This window comes from Cupriavidus sp. D39 (assembly GCF_026627925.1).
Lineage (GTDB): Bacteria > Pseudomonadota > Gammaproteobacteria > Burkholderiales > Burkholderiaceae > Cupriavidus > Cupriavidus ulmosensis.
In genome coordinates this window covers 3379737-3399957 of sequence record NZ_JAPNLE010000009.1, presented here as the reverse complement: position 1 = coordinate 3399957, position 20221 = coordinate 3379737, and the positions used below count along the sequence as shown (strand labels likewise).

At 65.4% G+C, this 20221-nt stretch carries 14 protein-coding genes and 2 pseudogenes; 7 read left to right on the top strand and 9 right to left on the bottom strand.

Features of this window, described 5'->3' with window-relative positions:
* Positions 1-50 precede the first annotated feature (50 nt).
* From OMK73_RS27955 to OMK73_RS27940, 4 genes and pseudogenes are all read left to right on the top strand, one after another.
* A pseudogene (locus OMK73_RS27955) lies at positions 51-873 on the top strand (DUF1571 domain-containing protein).
* 276 nt (positions 874-1149) lie between these two features.
* A complete protein-coding gene (locus tag OMK73_RS27950; RefSeq protein WP_267604880.1) occupies positions 1150-2493 on the top strand; it encodes a DUF2957 domain-containing protein in 1344 nt (447 codons plus the stop codon).
* Positions 2494-2696: 203 nt separating this feature from the next.
* Positions 2697-3917, top strand: coding sequence for a DUF2957 domain-containing protein (locus OMK73_RS27945; protein ID WP_267606540.1), 1221 nt, complete (start codon positions 2697-2699; stop codon positions 3915-3917).
* Positions 3918-4018: 101 nt separating this feature from the next.
* Complete coding sequence (locus OMK73_RS27940) at positions 4019-4804, top strand: OmpW/AlkL family protein (protein ID WP_267606539.1); 786 nt, start codon at positions 4019-4021, stop codon at positions 4802-4804.
* Between the two features lie 86 nt (positions 4805-4890).
* Here the strand turns inward: OMK73_RS27940 and OMK73_RS27935 are convergent, their stop codons facing one another.
* Positions 4891-5349 carry an Lrp/AsnC family transcriptional regulator gene (locus tag OMK73_RS27935; RefSeq protein ID WP_267604879.1) on the bottom strand — a complete coding sequence of 153 codons (459 nt, stop codon included), beginning with the start codon at positions 5347-5349 and terminating at the stop codon, positions 4891-4893.
* A 156-nt stretch (positions 5350-5505) separates the two neighbouring features.
* Here OMK73_RS27935 and OMK73_RS27930 point away from each other — a divergent pair, with 156 nt between their 5' ends.
* Entirely contained in the window at positions 5506-6114 is a 609-nt protein-coding gene (locus OMK73_RS27930; RefSeq protein ID WP_267604878.1) for a glutathione S-transferase, read from the top strand.
* A 19-nt stretch (positions 6115-6133) separates the two neighbouring features.
* On the opposite strand, the gene OMK73_RS27925 is transcribed toward OMK73_RS27930, so the two are convergent.
* The gene (locus OMK73_RS27925; RefSeq protein WP_267604877.1) at positions 6134-6871 is read right to left on the bottom strand and encodes an MBL fold metallo-hydrolase; all 738 of its coding nucleotides are present in this window, start codon (positions 6869-6871) and stop codon (positions 6134-6136) included.
* A 228-nt stretch (positions 6872-7099) separates the two neighbouring features.
* Here OMK73_RS27925 and OMK73_RS27920 point away from each other — a divergent pair, with 228 nt between their 5' ends.
* Positions 7100-8260 (top strand): CapA family protein, encoded by a 1161-nt coding sequence (locus OMK73_RS27920; protein WP_267604876.1) that lies wholly within the window; start codon positions 7100-7102, stop codon positions 8258-8260.
* Positions 8261-8500: 240 nt separating this feature from the next.
* On the opposite strand, the gene OMK73_RS27915 is transcribed toward OMK73_RS27920, so the two are convergent.
* The 6 genes and pseudogenes from OMK73_RS27915 to OMK73_RS27890 all read right to left on the bottom strand — a co-directional run bounded on the left by OMK73_RS27915 (position 8501) and on the right by OMK73_RS27890 (position 17821).
* Positions 8501-9538 (bottom strand): IS630 family transposase, encoded by a 1038-nt coding sequence (locus tag OMK73_RS27915; protein ID WP_267604875.1) that lies wholly within the window; start codon positions 9536-9538, stop codon positions 8501-8503.
* Positions 9539-10129: 591 nt separating this feature from the next.
* Positions 10130-10858: pseudogene (locus OMK73_RS27910) on the bottom strand (IS4 family transposase); the annotation flags it as partial.
* A gap of 384 nt (positions 10859-11242) precedes the next feature.
* Entirely contained in the window at positions 11243-11701 is a 459-nt protein-coding gene (locus OMK73_RS27905) for a GNAT family N-acetyltransferase (protein WP_267604874.1), read from the bottom strand.
* A gap of 224 nt (positions 11702-11925) precedes the next feature.
* Positions 11926-13404: an efflux transporter outer membrane subunit gene (locus OMK73_RS27900; RefSeq protein ID WP_267604873.1), complete on the bottom strand. Its 1479-nt coding sequence runs from the start codon at positions 13402-13404 to the stop codon at positions 11926-11928.
* Between the two features lies 1 nt (position 13405).
* The gene (locus OMK73_RS27895; protein ID WP_267604872.1) at positions 13406-16558 is read right to left on the bottom strand and encodes an efflux RND transporter permease subunit; all 3153 of its coding nucleotides are present in this window, start codon (positions 16556-16558) and stop codon (positions 13406-13408) included.
* Between the two features lie 30 nt (positions 16559-16588).
* The gene (locus tag OMK73_RS27890; RefSeq protein WP_267604871.1) at positions 16589-17821 is read right to left on the bottom strand and encodes an efflux RND transporter periplasmic adaptor subunit; all 1233 of its coding nucleotides are present in this window, start codon (positions 17819-17821) and stop codon (positions 16589-16591) included.
* A 438-nt stretch (positions 17822-18259) separates the two neighbouring features.
* Between OMK73_RS27890 and OMK73_RS27885 the strand changes: the two genes are divergently transcribed.
* Positions 18260-19015, top strand: a complete 756-nt coding sequence (locus tag OMK73_RS27885; RefSeq protein ID WP_267604870.1) for a TetR family transcriptional regulator — start codon at positions 18260-18262, stop codon at positions 19013-19015.
* 45 nt (positions 19016-19060) lie between these two features.
* Here OMK73_RS27885 and OMK73_RS27880 read toward each other — a convergent pair whose 3' ends face one another.
* The gene (locus OMK73_RS27880) at positions 19061-20185 is read right to left on the bottom strand and encodes an ABC transporter substrate-binding protein (protein WP_267604869.1); all 1125 of its coding nucleotides are present in this window, start codon (positions 20183-20185) and stop codon (positions 19061-19063) included.
* Positions 20186-20221: the final 36 nt, after the last annotated feature.

The window sequence follows — 20221 nt, the reverse complement described above, 5'->3', positions numbered from 1 at the left end:
CATTGCCCTTGCTGCGCCATCTCGCAACCGCCTGCGTTTTTGCGCTCGCCTTGCCTGCGCTCGCACAAACGCAGCCACAGGCCTCCGCCAGCGCCGGCACAGCCTTCGACGGGCTCACGGCCCAGCAGCAGGCCGCGCTGCTGTCGAAGCAGATAGCCAGCGGCGAACTGGCGAAGCTGCCCGACGAGCAACTGCTTGCGTCCATCAACGCGCTGCAGCCCGAGGCCGCGCTGCTGTGGGCCAAGACCGAGATGAACCGCTACCCCGAGTACGAGTACTGGATGACGCGCCAGGAGCGCCTCAACGGCCAGTGGCAAGACCAGCCCGCGCGCATGATGATCCGCTACCGCCACGCGCCGCGCCAGCTCTATGCGAAGTGGCTGCCGGGCGGCAGCCAGGCCGGCCAGGAAATCATCTACGACGAGACGCAGCGCAGGGATGAGATGTATGGCCACCTCGGCGGCATGCTGAGCTTCACCTCGATGTGGATCGCGCTCGACGGCGCCATCGCGCGCGCGCAATCCAACCACACCGTGCGCGACCTGGCGCTTTCAGTATGTGGTGTCGATGCTCGATCGCGATGCCAAATCGCTGCGCGCCGCCGGGCTCACGGAGAAATTCACGCGCGCGGAAATCGTGCAGGAGCAGGGCATGCGCATGGTCGCGCTCACCTGGGATCTGCCGGCCGGCGCACCGCGCTATTACGCCAAGCGGGTGCAGTTGATGCTGGACCTGAAGAATCCCTGGCCACGCGTGGAGACCGCCTGGGACGCCGACGGGAACATGGCCGAGAAGATCGTGTTCGAGAAGGCGGTGCGCAAGACATTTGACGCAAGCGCGTTCGATGTGAAGAACAGCGACTACAAGTTCTGATGCTGCATCACTGCGCCGGACGGGGCAGCGCCGGGCGTGCTTCACACGCGGCGCGCCGTTTGAATTCGCTTGCGCGGGCACGCGCGCAGCGGTTTGAACAGACGGCGCGAGCGCTTGCACAGCCGTGGCAGGGGCTTGGCGCGCCATGTTTGGAACGCGCGCTCTATTGACGCTCGCTCGGCCCGGAGGCGAGAGTCGCTGCACTGATAGGACAGTGAATAGCCGCCAACACCGGCACGCAACACAAAAACAAAACCGACAAGAAGGAGACAAGTCATGGCCCGTTTGCATGTATCCAAAGGCCTTGCAGCGATGGCTGGCACGAGCCTCGCACTGATGCTCGCCGCCTGCGGCGGCGACGGCACGCCCACCCCGGGCAAGGCCGATGTCGCGTCCTGCGCGAGCACCAATAGCTGCGCCGCCTCCGGCCCGACCACGACGGGCTCCGCGCCGGCGCCGCTGTGCCCGGCCGTGCTGGACTACTCGACGGTATACACCGGCGGCACCGGCGCGGGCGAGTTCGTCAAGATGCAGTTCGACACCACCGCGATGACCTACCGGCTGCAGGTGATCGAGTCCCCGGTGCCCAAGGCGACCAAGAGCGTGAGTCCGACGCGCGCCGGCGTGACCATCACCGGCACCATCGCGCACCTCACATCGCTGCCCACCGCGGAGCAGAACCGCTGCGCGCTGGTGCTGCAAAGCGCCACGCCGTCCGACAATGCCTCGCAGGCCATCATCGACCCGCACAGTCCGCCGGTGATCTTCGTCGGCAACGGGGTGGCGGGCGGCGGCGTGCCGGGCGCGACGATTTCCTTCGACGGCATCCTGGGCTTCGGCGTCATTCCGGAAAAGACGTTCCCGATCTATCCGGTGCTGGCCTTCGCGCAGACCGAGACCGACTTCGCCAAGGTGGCCGGCGCCTACAACGTGCTGGGCTACCACCAGGTCCCGTCCGGCGGCGCCCTGAGCGGCGGCTTGAACTTCGCGCCCGCCACCGCGCAGACCACTGAGGTGCTGAAGGCGGACGGCAGCTGCAGCGCCAGCGCGGGCAGCTGCGTGACCACGGGCAACCCCTGGGCGGCGCGCGCGCAAAACGATGGCGCGTTCGAGAGCAACAATGCCAGCGGCAACCTGCGCTACCCGGCCTTCTACAACAAGGCGATCACATCGGGCAACAGCAGCCGCGCCAAGGGCGTGCTGGTGGTCGGCAAGCTCAACGGCGCGCTGGTGCCGCTGCTGATCCGGGTCGGCTTTGCGCAGGCGGACTCCATCCTGAGCGTCAACGTCGACGACGAGTCCGGCTTGGCCATGCTCGCGCCCACCACCAACCTCACCAACGCGCAGCTCAACGGCGGCTACGTGGGCTCGGGCAGCGACCTGGTCTACACCTCGTCGATCGTGCAGGGCAACGCGGTGGGGCTGATCGATCCGCTCACCATGAACGCCAAGGGCGGCTACCAGCTCGACCTCACGCAGGCCAAGCCCGGCGTGGTGACCACGGTGGACAACAGCGGCACGCCCGGCGCGCTGATCTCGACCGGCCATGTGTTCGCCCACCTTGCCGGCGCCGCCGGCAGCAACCCGACGTTCCGCGTGAGCGTATTCGCGGCCCCTTAGTCGGCCCTTTAGTCGGCCCCTTAGTCGGCCCCGCAAACCACGAAGAATAAACAGAGAAGCACCACGCGCGAAACAGCGCTTCAGGAGACAGCATCATGCAACAGCATCCTTTGCAGCACGGACAGGATCGGCAGCGTACGCCGTGGACGAATCATCATGGACAGCGGATCCTGCGCTACGGCGCGGCATTGCTAGGCGCCGCGATGCTGGCCGCCTGCGGCGGCGATGGCGGCGGTGGCGGCGGTGGCGGCACCACCGCGAGCACCAGCTCCACCCCGGCCATACCGGTGCGGCTGTGTCCCGCGTCGCTCGACTACACCACCACCTTCACTGGCGGCACCGGCTCGGGCGAGCTGGTCAAGGTGCAGATCGACACCACCAAGAAGACCTGGCAAGTAACCTTCCTCGACTCCTCGGTACCGCGCACCACGGGCACGGTGATGCCGACCCGCAGCGATACCACCGGCGGCCAGAACGTGATGACGGGCACGCTGTCGCAGGAAACCGGCCTGCCCACCGACAAGCTCAACCAGTGCGCGTTCCAGCTCAACGGCGCGAGCCTGGACCCGAATCGCCCGGCGCGGCTGTTCGTGGGCGAGGGCGTGGCGGGCGGCACCATCCCCGGTGCGCGCATCCAGTTCGACGGCGTGCTGAGCGCGGGCAAGGTGCCGGATACCACCTTCCCGTATTTCCAGTTCATCGGCTTTGCGCAGACCGAAACCGACCTGACCAAGATCGCCGGCCAGTACAACGGCTATGGCTTCCACGAGGTGCCGTCGAAGAATTTCCAGACGGTGGCGCAGGACTACCGCATGGCGCTGGCGGCCGACGGCTCGTTCCAGGTGTGCGACAACAAGACGGGCGGCACCTGCTCGCAAAAGGGCAAGAACTTCGTTGCGCAAGCCAACGGCAGCCTGATGTCGGCCAACTACAAGGGTGAGATCGATCCGCCCACGCTCGGCGCCACGCTGGGCCGCGCGTACCTGATCGTGGGCAAGCTGCGCGGCCAGCTGGTCCCGGTGATGATCCGCGTGGGCTACGCCAACGGCTCGGTCACCAACGGCATGCCGCTGGGTGCCGACGACGAGATCGGCATCGGCATGATGGCGCCGGCCGTCGCGCTCACGCAGGGCACGGTCAACGGTGAGTACGTCGGCGTGGACAGCAACTTCGACTACCGCACCACCGCGCTGGTGGCAGCGGATGCGGCCATGCTCGACCCGTTCCACCCATCCGACGCCTCGCTCGCCACGGCGCTCAAGCTGGACTTCTCGCAGCAGCTGGCCGGCGTGGTCACCACCACGCGCAAGGATGGCGCCGCAGGCAGCCCCACCGGCAAGTTCATCTTCACCGGCGGTGTGTTCGGCTTCCTTGAGTCGCGCAGCGGCAGCCCGTACTTCACCATCGGCGCCTTCGTGCAATGACGGCCATGCGATCCAACTTATTCCGGGAAGACAAGATGACGATCAATGCCTTTCGTTTGGCGGCGCCATTGCTGATCGCCGCGCTCGCCTGGCTGGGCGGCATGCCCGCCGCCCTTGCACAGAAGGCCGGTGACAACGTCGTCGCCGCCGGCTGGTTCCACATCAGCACCAGCGGCCACAGCAGCCCATTCACCACCAGCGTGATCGATGCGCCCATCAATGGCCCGCTGGGCTTGCCGTCGTCATTCACGGCGCCGGGCAGCAGCATCAGCACATCCAACGCGGACACGCTGGGGCTGACCTTCAGCCACTTCTTCACGGACCACATCGCGCTGACGGCGGTGGGCGGCATTCCGCCTAAGTTCAAGCTCTACGGCCACGGCAACCTGATCCCGCCGGGCCCCGCGGGCGCGTTGGGGCAACAGCCGCTGGGCGACCCCGGCCTGAACCCGATCATCACCAGCGCACGCCAGTGGAGCCCGGCAACGATGGTGCAGTACCACTTCTTCGAACCTACCGCGCGCGTGCGTCCTTTCCTGGGCATCGGTGTGTCGTACAACTTCTTCACCAACATCGAGCTCAACCCGGCCTTCGCCGCGTCGATCAACAACAACCTGGGCGCCACGCTGGCCGCCGGCGCCGGCAAGCCGGGGCCGACTTCCGTGCAGGCCAAGGCGTCGAACTCGTTCGCGCCGGTGTTCAACATCGGTGGCTCCTTTGCGATCACGGACCAATGGGGCCTGAGCGCATCGGTCACCTACATTCCGCTCAAGACGACCTCGTCGATGGTCATCAAGGCGTCGGACGGCACGGTGTTGTCCACCTCCAAGGCCACCATCAGCCCGAACCCTCTGATCATGTTCGTGGCGGCGACGTATAAGTTTTGAAAGGGCCAAGGCCGTTTGCGATGACGAGGGCAGTCACTCCCTCTCCCACAAGGGCAAGTGGGAGAGGGGAGCAAACCAGCGCCAGATCAAGCCGTTCGAACTCTTGCGGCCGGTACCGTCACCGTCTTGCGCACCGGGCTGGAGAGCACCAGCGAGGTGGTCACCGAGCCGTGGGCCGCGAGCGTGTCGACCACGTGCTCCAGGTCGGCCGGATCGGCAATGGCGCAACGCACGATAAAGCAATGCGCCCCGGTCACGCGATCGGCGCTCAGCACTTCGGGCATGCTCTCGAACAGCTTCACATACTTCTGGATATAGGCGTGCGTGGTCTCGATATGGATGATCGCCTGCAGGCCGACGCCCAGCGTGCGCAGATTCACCCGCGCGCCGTAGCCCTCGATCACGCCCGCGTCTTCCAGCTTTCGCACGCGCTCGCTCATGGCTGGCTGCGACAAGCCAATGCGCTTGCCAAGCGCTGCCAGGCTCTGCCGGGCATCGGCCTGCAGTGCCTCCAGGATCAGTCGGTCTTTCTTGTCCAGCTCCATCCCATCCTCCTATGACACAGTCGCGCGCCGCCGATGATTCATCGGTGCGCGGTGCCGATTTTCGATGCCTCGCCATTCATGGCAATGGCGTGCCGCGATTATGCTGGAACCCAGCGCGGCTCGATGTAGAGCCCGATATCCTTCCGGAGGCAATATATGCAACTCATCGGCATGCTCGACTCACCTTATGTGCGCCGCGTGGCCATCTCGCTGCGGCTGCTGGACCTGCCGTTCGCGCATCGGGCGGTCTCGGTGTTCAGCACGTTCGAACAGTTCAGCGCGATCAATCCCGTGGTGAAAGCGCCCACCCTGGTGTGCGACAACGGCGTGGTGCTGATGGAGTCCGGCCTGATCCTCGACTACATCGAAACGCTGGCCACGCGCAGCCTGATGCCCGCGCAGCGCGAACAGCGCCAGCATGCATTGCGCGTGACCGGCCTGGCGCTGGCGGCGTGCGAGAAAACGGTGCAGATCGTGTACGAGCGCAACCTGCGCCCGGCGGAAAAACAGCACGCCCCGTGGATCGAACGCGTGCAGGGGCAGTTGCTTGCCGCTTACGGGGCGCTGGAGACGGAACTGGCGGGGGCCGCGCTTCCCGCGGACGAGCGCTTGCTCACGCAGGCAGACGTGAGCGCCGCCGTGGCGTGGAGCTTCACGCAGATGATGCTGCCGGCATGCGTGGATGCATCAGCGTATCCGGCGCTGACGGCGTTCAGTGCCGCCGCCGAGCGCCTTGCCGCGTTCAAGGACACACCACAGGTGTGATCCAGGCCCGCCGCGCCCGTCAGGCCTGGTGCGCCAGGGCCTGCGCAAGCGCGCGCAGCAGGCCGGCGCCGTCGCCGCGCCAGGCGCTGCCATGCATGCAGGCCAGCGTGGTTGGCTCCAGCAGCGCCATGCGCTCCAGCATGGCGCCGGCGCTCGGGGTGTGGGAGAAGTAGTCCATGCCGCGCCGGAACGCTTCGCTCGGCCCAAGGATGTCGGCTTCGGTGAGGGCAGGGAGGTCGGCGCCACCCTGGCTGAACAAGTCGCCGCAGAGCAAGGTGCCGGTGCGCTCTTCCATCATGAGCCCGCACTCCCAGGCATGCGGCAAGTGGGGCGTATCGAACCACCGCACCGTGTGGCGGCCAAGCTGCACGGCTTGCCCGTCCGCCAGGCCCTGCGCGGGCCGGTCGGCCAGGTCGTTGATGGACACCATGGCGGCGACGGTGCCGCACAGGGGCGAAGCGTGGGGCGCCGCCGCAAGCCATTCGTTGAGCGAGCCGCACTCGTCCGCCTCTACGTGCGAAAACGCGATGTGGCGCAGCCGGTCCGGCGCGATCACGCTGGCCACGGCTTCGTGCACCAGCGGGAACATCTTGCGCAGCCCCGTATGGAACAACAGCGGCTCGTCGTCGACGATCAGGTACTGGTTGAAGGAGAAGCCGCCCGGGCCGCCCTCGATGTGGACCGGGGTATTGATCCGATAGATCCCGTCCGCGATTTCATGGACGTTGGTGCCCGACCGGGCATTGGTGACAGTCATCCTGCTCTCCTGGAGATCGTCTGGGCACGAGGGCCCGGCCGTCGGCGCCGGCCAGGTTCATTCTAGTCATTGACCGCAGGCATGCCACCTTTTTGCGTGCCTTGCTGCACATTTGGCACTCGCGCACCGCCCTGGGCTGCACATGGTTCGAGCGACGGCGCAAAATGGAGACGGCGGTCCGGCATGCGGTTCTCGCGTGCCCACCGGTGGGGAGAAAGGACGTGCGCGATGGACAATGCGACTCGGACAACACCCGACGATCTGGCTTCGGCCAGCGGCGCATGCGTGCGCTTGTTCCTGTGCGGCGATGTGATGACGGGCCGCGGCATCGACCAGATCCTGCCGCACCCTGGCAAGCCGCACCTGTATGAGCATTGGCTGCATTCGGCGATCGGCTACGTCGAACTGGCCGAGCGCGCGACAGGCGCGATACCGCGGCCCGTCGATCCGGCCTATCCCTGGGGCGACGCGCTCGCGCTGCTCGAGCAATGCCAGCCGGATGCGCGCATCGTCAACCTGGAAACGGCCGTGACCACCAGCGAGGATGCACAGCCGGGCAAGGGCATCCACTACCGGATGCACCCTGGCAATGTGTCGTGCCTCACCAGCGCGCGGCTCGACTGCTGCGTGCTTGCCAATAACCATGTGCTGGACTGGGGCCGCGCCGGGCTCTACGAAACCTTGGCCGTGCTGCGCGGCTCCGGTATGCGGACCGCGGGCGCCGGACGCAACGCGGTACAAGCCGCCGCGCCCGCCGTGATCGGACTTGCGCGAGGCGCAAGGGTGCTCGTCTTTGCCTACGCGACCGAAACCAGCGGTGTGCCGGCGGACTGGGCCGCGGCGGCGGGGCAGGCCGGCGTCAATTTCCTGCCCTCCATCTCGGCGCGCGCCGCCGATGACATTGCTGGCCACGTGACGGCTGCACGGCAGGCGGGCGACATCGTGGTGGTGTCGCTGCATTGGGGTGGCAATTGGGGCTTCGATATATCGCACGAAGAGCGGGCCTTCGCGCACCGGCTGATCGACGGCGGCGGCGCCGATATCGTGTACGGGCATTCATCCCATCACGTGAAAGGCATCGAGGTGTATCGCGACCGCCTGATTCTCTACGGTTGCGGGGACTGCCTCAACGATTACGAAGGCATTGGCGGGCACCAGCCCTATCGGCCGGACCTGGCGTTGATGTACTTCACGCACATCGACGCCGCGACCGGCGCATTGCGCGCGTTGTCAGCCGTGCCGATGCAGATCCGACATTTCAGCCTGCGCCGCGCGCCACGGGAAGGCGTGTCATGGCTGCGCGCCACGCTCGATCGCGAAGGCGGCAAGCTAGGCACGCGCATGATCCGGACGGCGGATGATTTCCTGGCGCTGCGCTGGGCCAGCTAGACGCGGGGGTGTCTCTTTAGGGCGGGGTTTTGATGCTTCTGGCTGCTGATGCAGAATAGCGTGAGTGGGCGGTGTTTTGGCGCTTCTAGCTGCTGATGCAGAATAGCGTTAATGGGCGATGTTTTAGCGCTTCTAGCTGCTGATGCAGAATAACGTGAGTGGGCGATGTTTTAGCGCTTCTAGCTGCTGATGCAGAATAGCGTGAGTGGGCGGTGTTTTAGCGCTTCTAAACACAGCGTCTTAAGTAATGCAGCATAGTCTTCGCAGCACTTCGTTTGGTCTCTTCCAGTACTGGAAGCAGGCGTCGACCGCCGAGAGGACTTCAGCGAGTGTGGAGAAGTACCGGTTATGTAGCACCAGACGTCGTGTCAGCTTCCAGACGCGTTCGATAGGCGCCAATTGCGGACTGTATGGCGGGAGGAACAACAGCGTCAGGTGCCGCCTGTACTTGCGCAGTAGCGGCCTGAGCAAGATGGCATGGTGGTACCTGGCGTTGTCCAGCACGACGACGATGCGCTTGCCGCGACGTCGATGGCGCAGTAGCTGGCGCAGAAAGGACGCAAACGTTTCTGCGTTGAAGACAGGGCATGCCTGCCAGACGAAGCGGCCTGTGCTCAAGCTGACGGCGCCAAAGCACGCCACCGACTTGCGCGTGGGCGCATGCATCAACACCGGGTCGCGGAGCTCCGGGGCCACCCACATGCGACAGCGCGATCCGTGTTGCTGGAAATGGCATTCGTCCAGGCTCCATAGCTCAATGTCGTCGCGCTTTGCCAGTCGCCGCAGTTTTTTTACCGCCGCAACGCGAACGGGATCAGACTGAGCGACCTGCGGGCGCGGCTTGCGCAGCCGAAAGCCCATCTGGCGAAACAGCCGCTGGCACTGACGCACGCCCAGCTTGATGCCATAGCGCTGACGCAAGTGCTCCGACAGAACGGGTCCATCCCACAGGCCTGCTTCAAATCCGAAGTCGCGTGGGGTCTTACGCAGATCCGCTTCAATGCGAGCCCATTGCGACTCATCCAACGCACGCGGACGTCCGGGGCGTTCACCTTCCCGCAATCCCTCGAAACCGCCACGCTCGAAACGTCGGACCCATCGCTGAACTGTCGTGGCCGCCTGACCGAACAACTGGCCCACTTCGGTGCACGAGTAACCGCTGCTCACCAGCAGAACCCCGTGAAGGCGGTGGTCATATCGCGATTCCTCGCTTCGCTCGATCTCCTGTCGAATCGCCAACTGCATGATCTGCGCGTCTGCAATTTCGAGCTTGCGCATGGCTGCATCTCCAAAAGAGTAACCACGCAATGATACATGCTGCAATATTTATGTCGCTATGTTTAGCTGCTGGCGCGGCTGTACGGTGTTGGCCGTTTTGGAACGTGTGAGATGTCACTTTTCTTTACTCGTAAAGAAAAGTAACCAAAAGAAAGCGATCCTTGCAGGAGGCTGGCGTGGCGTCATTGGGGACCCCAATGGTTTCGTCGTCAGGCCCCGGGTTTTAATTCACTCGTGCCGTTACCGATTTAAATGGCCACGATCCTGTTAATGACGCTGGTTTCGTGGTGAGGCCCCCGGTAGTAGCATCCCTGCCCATTCGCCCATCTGCCGCTACCAGATCGGTAGCATCACGATATATCACGCCGTGATGGTTTCGTGGTGGGGTGGGCGCGGTGGTGAATCCCTCAAAACTATTCCGGCGGTGCCACCGCGCCCACGACGAAAACGGGATGCTTGCAACTTCGTGGCCGCCCGCGCCGCGAGCGACAGACGGCTTGAAGCAAGTGGTGACAGCTACCGGGGGGACCACCACGAATCCCTGGGCATTGGCTGAGTCGTGGTGGTCTAAACCATCTCCTTATACAGAAGTCATGAGTCCTCAGCCCGTAGCGCCAGGATCATGAACGCAGCATCCATGGTTCGCTGCATGCCGATCCAGATCGTTTTGGCGCCGGGCTCGCCATCACTCTTGCGGCCCAGGAAACCACCCAGTGACGCGATCAAGCGGATCATTTGATTGAGCGTGACGGGCGTCTTTGGGCGCGCCTTCTTCGCGAGTAGATACGCGCCTCGTATCTCATCGGCATCAAAGAATAGCGACGCGTCCAGGTCAGGGCAGGTTCTGCCCAAACGCATCAGTCGGGCAATGCGCCACGCCACCACCATGTAAAACACCAGGGCCCGTTCCACGCGGTCCATGTGGGATAACTGTAAAGCTTCCACCTTGCACCCGTTCTTCAGGACATTGAAGAACATCTCAATCTCCCACCGGGCTCGATACCAATCGATCAGCTCGACGACGGCATCTGTATCTTGAGCCTCCCGGTTGGTCAGCAGTCGCCACACGACAGGGGTAACGCCTGCCGGAGCGCCGATCTCCTGGGCCACTATGCAGGTGACGGCTGGCCCCGTCTTACCCGGCAGCTTCACGCGTTGCGCACGTAACTCCTGCTTGACCTCGCGCGCCTTTTGGCCTGCGCGCCCCGGCAGGATGAAGCCGATCTCTCCCAGAGCTTCGCTGGCGTCTACCGTGTCCCACAGCTTGCCTGCCTCACCAAGGCTGCGGTTGTGTTGGGAACGTATCAGCCAGTCTGCAGGATTGCAGCCAGGAGTAAACGCGAATCCGCACGAGTTTACAACCCCTCCCGCCCAAGTCCCATCAAATTCTGGTCGCACTGCGCCCGGTCAGGACGCTGGACTTTTGTATAAGGAGATGGGTCTAAACTGGTAACGGCACGAGTCCATTAGAACCCGGGGCCCGACGACGAAACCCTTGGGCTGCGCAACCCCGACACGCCAGCCTCCTGCAAGGATCGCTTTCTTTGGTTACTTTTCTTTACGAGTAAAGAAAAGTGACATCTCACACGTTCTAAAACGGCCAACCCCGTACAGCCGCGCCAGCAGCTAGAAGCGCTAAAACACCGCCCACTCACGCTATTCTGCATCAGCAGCCAGAAGCATGAAAACCAGCACTAGCCCGCGCTACACGCGCATGACCTTGGCCATCTCGCTCGTCGCATGCCAGCCCAGTGCCACATACAACGACCGCCCCATCTCGGTGGCGTGCAGGATCGCGTACTGGAGGTCGCGCCTGGCGAACTCGTCCTCCGCCAGCTGCATGAGGCGGCGCCCCAGCCCCTGCTTGCGATGCGTCGCCTCCACATACACGTTCAGCACATAGCCACGCTTGTCCTGCATGGGATGGGCCGGATGCGGCGGCCAGTCGATCGCCATCAGGCCGATGCCGCCCACGGGCTGGCCCCGGTCCACCAGCACGAAGCCGAAGTAACTGCCATCGCGCAGGCGAGGCACAAGCCACGGCCGGAAATGCTGCGTCATGGCCTGCAGGACCTCCTCGCTGCGCCCGGCCTCGCGGAACATGGATTCGCGATGGCGGCAGATCAGCTCGACATCATCGGCACCAAGCGGACGGACTTCCATGGCAGGCTTCCTTCGGGTTGTGGGTAAGCGGGTCGGTGGGTGGTCGGCGTGAAACTGGCGCGGCGCGCACCGCCATCCTAACGCAGGGAACTGTGATTCGGAAAAAAGCCACCTGCGCCATGGCACCGGGCACGAGGCCGGGAAAGAAAAAAGCGAAGCGCTTTTGGCGCTTCGCTTCGAGGCCACCCGGTTACCGCGCCGGATGGCAGGACGAAAAGACTGTCTTATTGCGTCGAAACCGCCGGCTTGACGCCATTGCCCTGGGCCACCGGTCCGGTTTCCGTCAGGCCACCGCCAAGCGACCGGTACAGGTCGATGGCATTGTTCAGGCGTAGTTGCCGCGCCTGGATCAGGGCCTGGTCGGCAGCGAACAGCTGACGCTGCGAGTCGAGCTGGTCGAGCTGGCTGGCCACGCCATTCCTGAAGCGCATCGTCGAGAGCTCGTAGCGCGCGAACTCGGCGTCGCGCACCTGCTGCTGGCTGGTCACCTGTTCTTCCAGCGTGCCGCGCGCAACCAGTGCATCGGCCACTTCCGCGAAGGCCGTCTGGATGGTCTTCTCGTAGTTGGCGATCTGGATGTTCTTGCGCACGTTGCTCAGGTCCAGGTTGGACAGGTTCCGGCCGTAGTCGAAGATCGGCAGCACCAGCTGCGGTGCGAACGACCACGCGCCGGTGCCGGAATCGAACAGGCTCGAGAAGGTCGGGCTGATCGCGCCGGCGTTGGCGGTGAGCGTAATGCGCGGGAAGAAGGCCGCGCGCGCCGCGCCGATATTGGCGTTGGCCGACAGCAGCAACTGCTCGGCCTGGCGGATGTCGGGACGCTGCTCGAGCAGGTCCGACGGCAGCCCGGCCGGGATGTCGCTGATGATGCGCTCGTCCGACAGGCGCATCGCCTCGGGCAGGTTCTCGATGGTGCCAAGCGGCTTGCCCACCAGCACCTCAAGCGCGTTCTGCGCCTGCGCGCGCTGGCGTGCCAGCTGCGCGGCGGAAACGCGGGCCTGCGCCACCAGCGACTCGTTGTCGCGCAGGTCCAGCGCCGACGTGGCGCCCGCATCGAAGCGCTGCTTGGACAGGCTCAGCGTGTAATCGCGCGTCTTCAGCGTGTTCTGCGCGAGCTCATATTGCTCGGCGAAGGAACGCTCCGACAGGTAGGCCTGGGCGACTTCGGAGACCAGCGAGATCTGCGCGGAACGGCGTGCTTCCTCGGTGGCGAAATACTGCGACAGCGCCGCGTTGGAGAGGCTGCGCACGCGGCCGAAGAAGTCCAGCTCGAACGAGGTCACTCCGGCGCCCGCCTGGAAGTACTGGGAGACGAACGGCTTGCCCGTGGCCGACTGCAAGGCCGGGGTACGCGAACGGTTGAATCCGCCGGTGGCGTTCACCGTGGGCAGCAGGTCGGCGCGCTGCACCTGGTACAGCGCGCGCGCTTCCTCGATGCGCAGCGCGGCAGTGCGCAGGTCGCGGTTGTTCTCCAGCGAGGTGGCGATCAACACTTGCAGGCGCGGGTCGCGAAAGAACTCGCGCCAGCCGATCTCGCTCGCCCGGCGGGCTTCGCCGGTCTTCACTTCGGCGGCCGCATAGCCTTCCGGCGCGGCCGGGTAGTTGGTGGCCACCGGCGGGGCAGGGCGCTCATAGACGGGTGCCAGTGTGCAACCCGAGAGGACTCCCGCCACCAGCAACAGCGTGGTCAGTGTCTTTGTCATGTCAGATTCCTTCCTTGGGTTCGAGCCCTTGCTCGTTCAGCAACTGCTCGCGCTTGCTGCCCTTGAAGCGGCTACGGATCACCACGAAGAACACCGGCACCAGGAAAATCGCCAGCACCGTGGCGGTGATCATGCCGCCGATCACGCTGGTACCGATGGCGCGCTGGCCACCCGAGCCCGCGCCGGTGGCGATTGCCAGCGGCAGCACGCCCAGGATAAAGGCCATCGAGGTCATCAGGATCGGGCGGAACCGCAGGTGCACGGCTTCGAGCGTAGCGTCGATGACACTCTTGCCCTGCGCCTGCAGATCCTTGGCGAATTCCACGATCAGGATGGCGTTCTTCGCCGACAAGCCAATCGTCGCGATGAGGCCCACCTTGAAGTACACGTCGTTGGGCATGCCGCGCAGGGTCACGCCGAGCAGCGCGCCGAGCACGCCCAGCGGCACCACCAGCAGCACCGCGACCGGGATCGACCAGCTCTCATAGAGCGCGGCCAGGCACAGGAACACGATGATCAGCGACAGCGTGTACAGCATCGGCTCTTGCGAGCCGGCCAGGCGCTCTTCATAGGACTGGCCCGACCACTCGAAGCCGAAGCCCGGCGGCAGCTTGGCGAAGTTGTCTTCCATGATCTTCATGGCTTCGCCGGTACTGCGACCCGGTGCGGCCTGGCCGGCGATCTTCACCGCCGGCAAGCCGTTGTAACGCTCCAGGCGCGGCGAGCCCATGATCCACTTGGAAGTGGCAAAGGCGGCAAATGCAACCATGTCGCCGTTGTTATTCTTCACGCGCAGCTTGGTCAGGTCGTCGGGCAGCTTGCGGTCGTTGCCTTCCGCCTGGGCAATCACCTTGCGTACACGGCCTTCATAGATGAAGTCGTTGACGTAGGAGGAGCCGAACGCGATGGCCAGCGTCGCATTGATGTTGGCCACCGAGACACCCAGCGTGCGTGCCTTCTCGCGGTCGATGTCGATCTGCAGCTGCGGCGCGTCTTCCTGGCCTTCGGGGCGTACGCCTGCCAGGGCAGGTTCCTTCGCGGCCATGCCGAGCATCATGTTGCGTGCTTCCATCAGCTTGGCGTGGCCCTGGCCGGTGCGGTCCTGCAGGCGGAAGTCGAAGCCCGAGGAGTTGCCCAGCTCGGAGATCGCCGGCGGGTTAAGCGGGAAGATGATGGCGTCCTTGATGAAGGACAGCGCACCAAACGCCCGGCCAACCAGTGCCTGCGCGGTCTCGTCCTTGCCGCCGCGCTCCTTCCAGTCCTTCAGGCGCACGAACGCGATACCGCCGTTCTGGCCGCGGCCGAAGAAGGAGAAGCCCGCCACGGTGATCATCTGGTCCACCACCTTGGATTCCTTCTGCAGGTAGTAGTCCTCGATCTGCTTGAGCACGCCGATGGTACGTTCCTGCGTGGCGCCGTTGGGCAGCTGCACCACCGTGATCATGTAGCCCTGGTCTTCCTCGGGGAGGAAGGACGAAGGCAGGCGCTTGAACAGCACCACCATGCCGACGACGATGAGGGCGTAGATGATCAGGTAGCGGCCGGCACGCGCCAGGATGCGCGCCACCGTGCTTTGGTAGCCGGTGGCGGCGCGCGCGAAGGTGCGGTTGAACCAGCCGAAGAAGCCCGTCTTCTCGTGATGGTGCCCAGCCTCGACCGGCTTGAGCAGCGTCGCGCACAGCGCCGGCGTGAGCGTCAGTGCCAGTAGCGCCGAGAACGCGATCGACGAGATCAGCGACAGCGAGAACTGGCGGTAGATGTTGCCCACCGAGCCCGAGAAGAACGCCATCGGGATGAACACCGCGGTCAGCACCAGCGTGATGCCGACGATGGCGCCGGTGATCTGGCCCATGGCCTTGCGCGTGGCGTCACGCGGCGAGAGTCCTTCCTCGCTCATGATCCGCTCGACGTTTTCCACCACCACGATCGCATCGTCCACCAGGATACCGATCGCCAGCACCATGCCGAACATCGTCAGCACGTTGATGGAGAAGCCAAACGCCAGCAGCATGCCGGTGGTGCCCAGCAGGGCCACCGGCACCACCACCGTCGGAATGATGGTGGCGCGGATGTTCTGCAGGAACAGGTACATCACCAGGAACACCAGCACCACGGCTTCGACCAGGGTCTTGATCACTTCCTCGATCGAGATCTTGACGAAGGCCGAGGTGTCGTAAGGCACGGTGTACTGGTAGTCGCCGGGGAAGAACTTGGAGAGCTCTTCCATCTTGGCGCGCACCGCGGTGGCGGTGGCCAGCGCATTGCCGCTCGGGGCCAGCTTGATGGCGATGGCCGCCGACGCCCTGCCGTTGGTACGGGCCAGCGTGGAGTAGTCGGCACCGCCGAGCTCGACGCGGCCGACATCCTTGATGCGCACCGACGAGCCGTCCCGGTTCGTGCGCAACAGGATGTTGGCGAACTGCTCCGGCGTGGAGAGGCGGCTTTCGGTGGTGACGGTGGCGTTGAGCTCCGTGCCCTTGGGCGACGGCGTGCCGCCCAGCTCGCCCACGGCGACCTGGACGTTCTGCTCCGAGATGGCAGCGGTGACGTCCTGCGGAGTCAGGTTGAAGCCGGTCAGCTTGGCCGGGTCCACCCAGATGCGCATGGCGTACTCGGTGCCGAACAGGTCGGCCTGGCCCACGCCCGGCACGCGGCGGATCGAATCGATCACGCTGGCCGAGACGTAGTTGCCCAACTGGATGGCATCGGCCTGTCCGGACTTGGACGTGACCGTCAGGAACATCATGTAGTTGTTCCCGGCCTTGTCCACGCGCACGCCTTGCTGTCGCACTTCGGCCGGCAGGCGCGCTTCCACGCGCTTCAAGCGGTTCTGCACTTCGACCGAGTTCAGGTCGATGTTGGAGCCCGGCTGGAAGGCGATCGTGATCGTCGACAGGCCGGTGGATTCGCTGGTGGAGTTGTAGTACAGCAGCCCGGGAATGCCGTTGAGCTCTTGCTCGATCACCGAGGTGACCGAGTCTTCAAGCGTCTTGGCGGAAGCGCCCGGGTAGGTCGCCGTCACCGAGATCGTCGGCGGGGCGATGTTGGGGTACTGGGCGATCGGCAGTTGCACGACCGACAGCAGGCCCCCCAGCACGATGATCAGCGCAAGCACCCACGCGAACACCGGCCGGTCAATAAAAAACTTGGCCATAACACTGGCTCCCTTCGATTTGCGCTGTGATTAGCCCTGCTTGGCGTCGGCCTTGTCAGCGGTCACCGCGGCAGGAGCCGGGGCTCCGCTGGCGGCTGGCTGCGCGGCGGGAGCCGAGGCGGCGGCGGTCTTCGAGACAAATGGCACGGCCTTGGCCGGCGCGCCGACCTTGACCTTCTGCAAGCCCTCGACGATCACCTGCTCGCCACCCTTCAGGCCCTCGGTGACGATCCAGTCTTCGCCGATGGCCTGGGGCGCCTTGACGGGCACCGCCGCGACTTTGCCATCGCCGCCCACCACCATCACCGACGCGCCTTGTGCATTGCGGATCAGCGCGCGTTGCGGCACGGTCAGCGCGTTTTCGTCCATGCCCTGCTCGATCTTCACGCGCACGAAGGTGCCCGACAGCAGCTCGCGCTTGGCATTGGGGAACTGCGCGCGCAGCGTGATGGCGCCGGTGGTCGGGTCGACCGTCATGTCGGAGAACAGCAGCTTGCCGGTTTGCTCGTACTCGCGGCCGTCCTCGATGAACAGGTGGACGCGGGCGCCGCCGTCGACGCCCTTGACCTTGCCGCTCTCGATGGCGCGGCGCAGCTTCATCACTTCGCTGGCGGGCTGGGTGAAGGTCACCCAGATCGGGTCGACCTGCTCGACCGTGGCCAGCTTGGTGGCTTCGCCGCTGCCGACCAGCGCGCCTTCGGTCACCAGCGCGCGGCCCACGCGGCCGCTGATGGGCGCGGTGACGGCGGTGTAGCCGAGGTTGATCTGGGCAGTGCTGACGGCAGCCTTGGCCGAGGCGATGTCGGCGGTGGCCTGGCCCGCGGCCGCCACGGCTTCGTCATATTCCTGCTTGCTCACCGCATTGACGGCGACCAGCGGCTTGTAGCGCTCGGCCTTCTGGCGCGCGGCTACGGCGTTGGCTTCGGCGCGCGCAAGGCTGGCCTTGGCCGATTCGAGCTGCGCCTGGTAGGGCGCGGGATCGATCTTGAACAGCAGCTGGCCTGCCTTGACCTCGCCGCCTTCCGTGTAATTACGGGACAGCACGATGCCGGCGACCCGCGCCCGCACTTCGGCGGTGCGCACGCCTTCGAGGCGGCCCGGCAGTTCATTGATAACCGCGATCGTCGTGGGCGTGACGGTGACGACACCCACTTCCGGCGGCGGCATGGCGCCGCCCTGCGGCTTCTTCTCGCCGCAGGCGGACAGCGCAAGCGCCGACAACACGGCAGCGGCAACGCAAGTGATACGTTGGGACTTCCTCATCGATAACCCCATGATGGCAATTTGAGATCGGCCGCATATGCTCCCGGTGTCGTGTCCGGATACGGCGCGGCCCACCGCTGGCGATGGCACAGAGGCAGGCAAAAAGAGTAATGCTAGCCACAATTTGCAACACTGACGTGGCACATGCGACGAAAGGCAACAAATTAGTAACGACAAGCCGACATGGCAGCGCGAACCGTGCGGGGCGCCGCCATCTGCCCCCCAGCAACCGATGGGCTGGCCGAAAGTCAGGCGAACGCGTATTATATATACATCCAAGCATGTATGTAAGAACTTGTTGCATTGCGGCAGTCGTCGCCCTATATAACTACGTCCTAACGCGCCAGCAGGGCGCGCATAGTGCACGGCGAGTCCCATCGCCAGCACTCAGGGAGACAGAACCAGACCGGTCCTTCGTGGCCGGCACCAGAGAGCATCATGGTCAGACGCACCAAGGAAGAGGCGCTTGAAACGCGCCATCGCATTCTCGACGCGGCCGAGGCCGTGTTCCACGCCCGCGGCGTGGCCCGCCCGTCGCTGGCCGACATCGCCGAGGCCGCCGGCGTGACGCGCGGCGCGATCTACTGGCACTTCAAGAACAAGAGCGACGTCTTCGCGGCCATGTCCGACCGCGTCCACCTGCCGCTCGAGGCCCTGTGCGAGCCGGGACGCATCGCAAGCCAGGAAGACCCGCTCGGCAGCATTCGCGACATCTGCGCCTTTGTGATGCGCCAGACCGTGGAAAACCCGCAGTGGCGGCGCGTGCTCGAGATCGTCTTCCACAAATGCGAGATGGTGGCGGACAACGGCGCCATCTTCGAGCGCCAGCGCCAGTCGCACCAGGAAGGCACGGTGAAGATGCGCGAGCACCTGCGCATGGCGGTCGACCGCGGGCAGTTGCCGGCCGACCTCGACCTGGACCTGGCGGTCAACGTGTTCCACGCCTCGATCGGGGGCATGCTGTCGCACTGGCTGTTCGCTCCCGAGGATTTCGATCTGGAGAGCAATGCCGAGCGGGTGGCCGATGCCTTCATCGACACCCTCAAGTTCTCCCCGGCCTTGCGCCAGGGCTATGTGGCGCGCCCCGTGCCGAAGCTCGAGGACGAAGTCGCGTCGATGTGCCAGGAAGCGAAAAAGAAGGCCGACGCCGAACTGGCCGCGCAAACACTGGCGGGCAAAGCGCAGGTCGGCTGATCCCGCTGCAGCGCGGGGACTACGCTCACCCGAGCTCACCCACGCTCAGCTCCGCATGGCCTCGCGCCAGCGCGCCAGGAAGGCCCGCTTGCGCAGCGTGTCCTGCGCGGCCAGCAGGCCGGGACCGACGCTGATCGGCTTGAGCGCGTAGCCCAGCCGCTCGGACAGCGCCGCGGCGGTGTGCACGCTGTCGGTGTCGGTGCGGATCGTGTAGAGCTGCGAGGCGCTTTGCCCCAGCAGCGTCTGGCCCGCGCGCGACAGCAGGAAATCCAGCCAGAGCCGCGCCGCGTTGGGATGCGGCGCGCGGCGCGCGATGAAGGCCACGCGCGACATCACCAGCGTGTAGTCGCGCGGCGCGATCACATCGATCTGCGCCCCGCGCTCCATCAGCGACAGCGCGTACGAACCCAGCAGGTTGTAGCCCATCACGAATTCGCCGGAGGCGATGCGCTCGATCATGTTCGCGGTGGACGCCGACAACTGCACGCCGCAGCGCCCGAGCGCCTGGGCCAGGTACCAGAACTCGTCGCCCATGCGTGCGTCCTGCTGCGCCAGCAGGTAACCCACCCCGGACTTTTCCACATCGTAGGTCACCACCCGCTGGCGCCAGCGCGGCGTGTTCTCCTGCAGCAGGCGCGCCAGGCCGGTGCGGCTGCGCGGCGTGCGCATGCCGGCAAAATGGCGGCGGTTGTAGACGATCACGGCGGGCTCGAAGGTGGTGCCCCAGGCTTCGTCGCGCCAGGCGGCCCACGCCGGCAGGCCGGCCCGCTCGGGCGAGGGGTAGCGCAGGGCGTGGCCATCGTTGACGAGCTTGATCTGCAGGTCCATTGCCGTGCTCCACAGCACGTCGGCGTAGTCGGGGCCGGCCACCTGACCCGCGCCCAGGGCGGCGCTCTCGGCCAGGAAGCGGCCGTTCAGCTCCAGCGTGTTGAGGTCCTGATAGCGCACCTTGATGCCGGGATAGCGGGCCTCGAACGCGGCCAGCAGCGGCCGCGCGACCTCCGTGTCGGTGGAGGCATAGACGGTGACCGAGCCTTCCTGCACGGCCCGCGCGATGATTTCCGCGTAGCTGGCCGGATAGCCCGCCGGCACCGGCGGCGCGGCCTGGGCATGCGCGCCATGGCTTAGCCCCGCCGCCAGCGTGGCCGCGGTTGCGGCCGCACCGGCCACGACGCGCCGCCGGCTCAAGCTCGCGGGTGGTTCGGC

Coding starts and splice junctions, on each gene's coding strand:
- OMK73_RS27950 (WP_267604880.1), top strand. CDS start 1,150: ATGGCCCGTTTGCATGTATCCAAAGGCCTTGCAGCGATGGCTGGCACG.
- OMK73_RS27945 (WP_267606540.1), top strand. CDS start 2,697: ATGCTGGCCGCCTGCGGCGGCGATGGCGGCGGTGGCGGCGGTGGCGGC.
- OMK73_RS27940 (WP_267606539.1), top strand. CDS start 4,019: ATGCCCGCCGCCCTTGCACAGAAGGCCGGTGACAACGTCGTCGCCGCC.
- OMK73_RS27935 (WP_267604879.1), bottom strand. CDS start 5,349: ATGGAGCTGGACAAGAAAGACCGACTGATCCTGGAGGCACTGCAGGCC.
- OMK73_RS27930 (WP_267604878.1), top strand. CDS start 5,506: ATGCAACTCATCGGCATGCTCGACTCACCTTATGTGCGCCGCGTGGCC.
- OMK73_RS27925 (WP_267604877.1), bottom strand. CDS start 6,871: ATGACTGTCACCAATGCCCGGTCGGGCACCAACGTCCATGAAATCGCG.
- OMK73_RS27920 (WP_267604876.1), top strand. CDS start 7,100: ATGGACAATGCGACTCGGACAACACCCGACGATCTGGCTTCGGCCAGC.
- OMK73_RS27915 (WP_267604875.1), bottom strand. CDS start 9,538: ATGCGCAAGCTCGAAATTGCAGACGCGCAGATCATGCAGTTGGCGATT.
- OMK73_RS27905 (WP_267604874.1), bottom strand. CDS start 11,701: ATGGAAGTCCGTCCGCTTGGTGCCGATGATGTCGAGCTGATCTGCCGC.
- OMK73_RS27900 (WP_267604873.1), bottom strand. CDS start 13,404: ATGACAAAGACACTGACCACGCTGTTGCTGGTGGCGGGAGTCCTCTCG.
- OMK73_RS27895 (WP_267604872.1), bottom strand. CDS start 16,558: ATGGCCAAGTTTTTTATTGACCGGCCGGTGTTCGCGTGGGTGCTTGCG.
- OMK73_RS27890 (WP_267604871.1), bottom strand. CDS start 17,821: ATGAGGAAGTCCCAACGTATCACTTGCGTTGCCGCTGCCGTGTTGTCG.
- OMK73_RS27885 (WP_267604870.1), top strand. CDS start 18,260: ATGGTCAGACGCACCAAGGAAGAGGCGCTTGAAACGCGCCATCGCATT.